The sequence below is a fragment of the Peptoniphilus sp. HMSC075B08 genome, assembly GCF_001815405.1.
GTDB classification, from domain to species: domain Bacteria; phylum Bacillota; class Clostridia; order Tissierellales; family Peptoniphilaceae; genus Peptoniphilus_A; species Peptoniphilus_A harei.
On the sequence record NZ_KV820447.1, the window covers coordinates 1 to 3,042 of the forward strand.

Genomic DNA, 3,042 nt, shown 5'->3' on the forward strand with positions numbered 1-3,042 from the left:
ACTGGCGATAACTTACTCTCCCAGGTCGTTGCCAACCAAGTACCATCAGCGGACTAATGCTTAACTTCTGTGTTCGGTATGGGTACAGGTGTGTCCATTGTCCTATTCTCACCAGATTACACTTAAAAACTAATCTCTCCTTAAATCTTTGGTCAAGTCTTCGACCTATTAGTACTCGCTAGCTGAATGTATTGCTACACTTACACCTTGAGCCTATCTACCTCATTTTCTTCAAGGGGTCTTATCTTTCGAGGGAAATCTCATCTCGAGGGGGGCTTCGGGCTTAGATGCCTTCAGCTCTTATCCCTTCCAAACTTAGCTTCCCAGCTATGCACTTGGCAGTACAACTGGTGCACCAGAGGTTTGTCCATCCCGGTCCTCTCGTACTAAGGACAGCTCCTCTCAAATTTCCTACGCCCACGACGGATAGGGACCGAACTGTCTCGCGACGTTCTGAACCCAGCTCGCGTGCCTCTTTAATGGGCGAACAGCCCAACCCTTGGGACCTACTTCAGCCCCAGGATGAGACGAGCCGACATCGAGGTGCCAAACCTCCCCGTCGATGTGGACTCTTGGGGGAGATAAGCCTGTTATCCCCGGGGTAGCTTTTATCCGTTGAGCGATGGCCCTTCCACTCGGTACCACCGGATCACTAAGTCCTGCTTTCGCATCTGCTCGACTTGTTGGTCTCGCAGTTAAGCTCCCTTCTGCCTTTATACTCTGCGCACGATTTCCATCCGTGCTGAGGGAACCTTTGAACGCCTCCGTTACTCTTTCGGAGGCGACCGCCCCAGTCAAACTGTCCAACTGAGAGTGTCCCTTCCCCAGATTCATGGGGTTAGGTTAGAATTCTAGCATTAAAAGAGTGGTATCCCAACGGTGACTCCCAAGATACTGGCGTACCTTGTTCTCTGTCTCCCACCTATTCTGTACATTTAATCCCAAAATTCAATCTCAGCCTACAGTAAAGCTCCACGGGGTCTTTCCGTCCTGTCGTGGGTAAGCGGCATCTTTACCGCTACTACAATTTCACCGGATCCTTTGTTGAGACAGTGCCCAAATCGTTACACCTTTCGTGCGGGTCGGAACTTACCCGACAAGGAATTTCGCTACCTTAGGACCGTTATAGTTACGGCCGCCGTTTACTGGGGCTTCAGTTCTAAGCTTCGCTTACGCTAACTTTTTCCCTTAACCTTCCAGCACCGGGCAGGTGTCAGCTCCTATACTTCGTCTTTCGACTTAGCAGAAACTTGTGTTTTTGGTAAACAGTCGCTTGGGCCTTTTCACTGCGGCCCCCTGTTACAGGGGCTCCCCTTCTCCCGAAGTTACGGGGTCATTTTGCCGAGTTCCTTAACAAAGGTTTTTCCGCTCGTCTTAGGATTCTCTCCTCACCTACCTGTGTCGGTTTACGGTACGGGCGATACTTCTCTAGTAGTGGCTTTTCTTGGCAGTGTGGAGTCATAAGCTTCTCTACTTGTTTTCGATCCGCATTACGCTTCAGACTTCTCGGAAAGCGGATTTGCCTACTTTCCATCCTTTGCGCTTGCACGCCTCACCAACTGGGCGCTCTTATTATCCTTCTGCGTCCCCACTTCCTTTAATGATTGTATCGGTACAGGAATTTCCACCTGTTGTCCATCGACTACGCTTTTCAGCCTCGCCTTAGGTCCCGACTTACCCTGAGTGGACGAGCCTTGCTCAGGAATCCTTGGGTTTTCGACGGGTGAGATTCTCACTCACCTCTCGCTACTCATGCCAGCATTCTCTCTTGTATGATGTCCACAGTGCCTTACGACTTCTGCTTCATCCTTCATACATTGCTCCTCTACCAACGTTATACGTTCCATAGCTTCGGTATATAGTTTAGCCCCGGTTATCTTCGGCGCAGAGTCACTTGACTAGTGAGCTATTACGCACTCTTTAAATGAGTGGCTGCTTCTAAGCCAACATCCTAGTTGTCTCAGTAACTCCACATCCTTTCCCACTTAACTATAATTTTGGGACCTTAGCTGATGGTCTGGGCTCTTTCCCTTTCGACTATGAAGCTCATCCCACATAGTCTGACTCCCTAGTGCATGATATGGTATTCGGAGTTTGATAGGTCTTGGTAACATATGCATGCCCCTTGACCAATCAGTGCTCTACCCCCTTTTCATGTCTTACTAGAGGCTAGCCCTAAAGCTATTTCGAGGAGAACCAGCTATCTCCGTGTTCGTTTGGCTTTTCACCCCTATCCACAAGTCATCCGATAACTTTTAAACGTTACCCGGTTCGAGCCTCCATTGAATTTTACTTCAACTTCACTCTGCTCATGGATAGATCACACGGTTTCGGGTCTACAACCACTAACTTCCGCCCTATTTAGACTCGCTTTCGCTTCGGCTCCGCATCTTTAATGCTTAACCTCGCTAGTAATCGTAACTCGCTGGCCCGTTCTACAAAAAGTACACGATCGTGGTGTAAAACCACTTTCGCTGCTTGTAAACACTAGGTTTCAGATTCTATTTCACTCCCCTCACGGGGTTCTTTTCACCTTTCCCTCACGGTACTTGTTCGCTATCGGTCACCAAGTAGTATTTAGCCTTAGGGGGTGGTCCCCCCATATTCCCACTGAATTTCTCGTGTTCCGTGGTACTCTTTTGTGTCGGATATCTTCGCTTTCGCCTACAGGACTCTTACCTTCTTTGGTTAATCTTCCCAGATTATTTGGCTGGCTATTGTCTCTTTATACACATCGGGCTCTTCCCCGTTCGCTCGCCGCTACTTAGGGAATCGAGTTTTCTTTCTTTTCCTCAGGTTACTTAGATGTTTCAGTTCACCTGGTTCGCCTCCTATAGTTATGGATTGGCTATAGGATACCTCTTACGAGGTGGGTTTCCCCATTCGGAGATCTACGGGTCATAGGATATTTGCTCCTCTCCGTAGCTTTTCACAGCTTGTCGCGTCCTTCTTCGCCTCTTGGTGCCTAGGCATTCACCTAGTGCTCTTTTTAACTTGACCTTTGTTAATAAACATTTCTGTTTATTTCCAGTTTAATTGTTT

Annotated in this window: 2 rRNA genes; both read right to left on the reverse strand. The window is 48.4% G+C overall.

The features are described 5' to 3' along the window. A 5S ribosomal RNA gene (rrf, locus tag HMPREF3023_RS03615) occupies positions 1–116 on the reverse strand; the annotation flags it as partial. 32 nt (positions 117–148) lie between these two features. Continuing rightward, positions 149–3,000, reverse strand: a 23S ribosomal RNA gene (locus tag HMPREF3023_RS03620). Between the last annotated feature and the right edge of the window lie 42 nt (positions 3,001–3,042).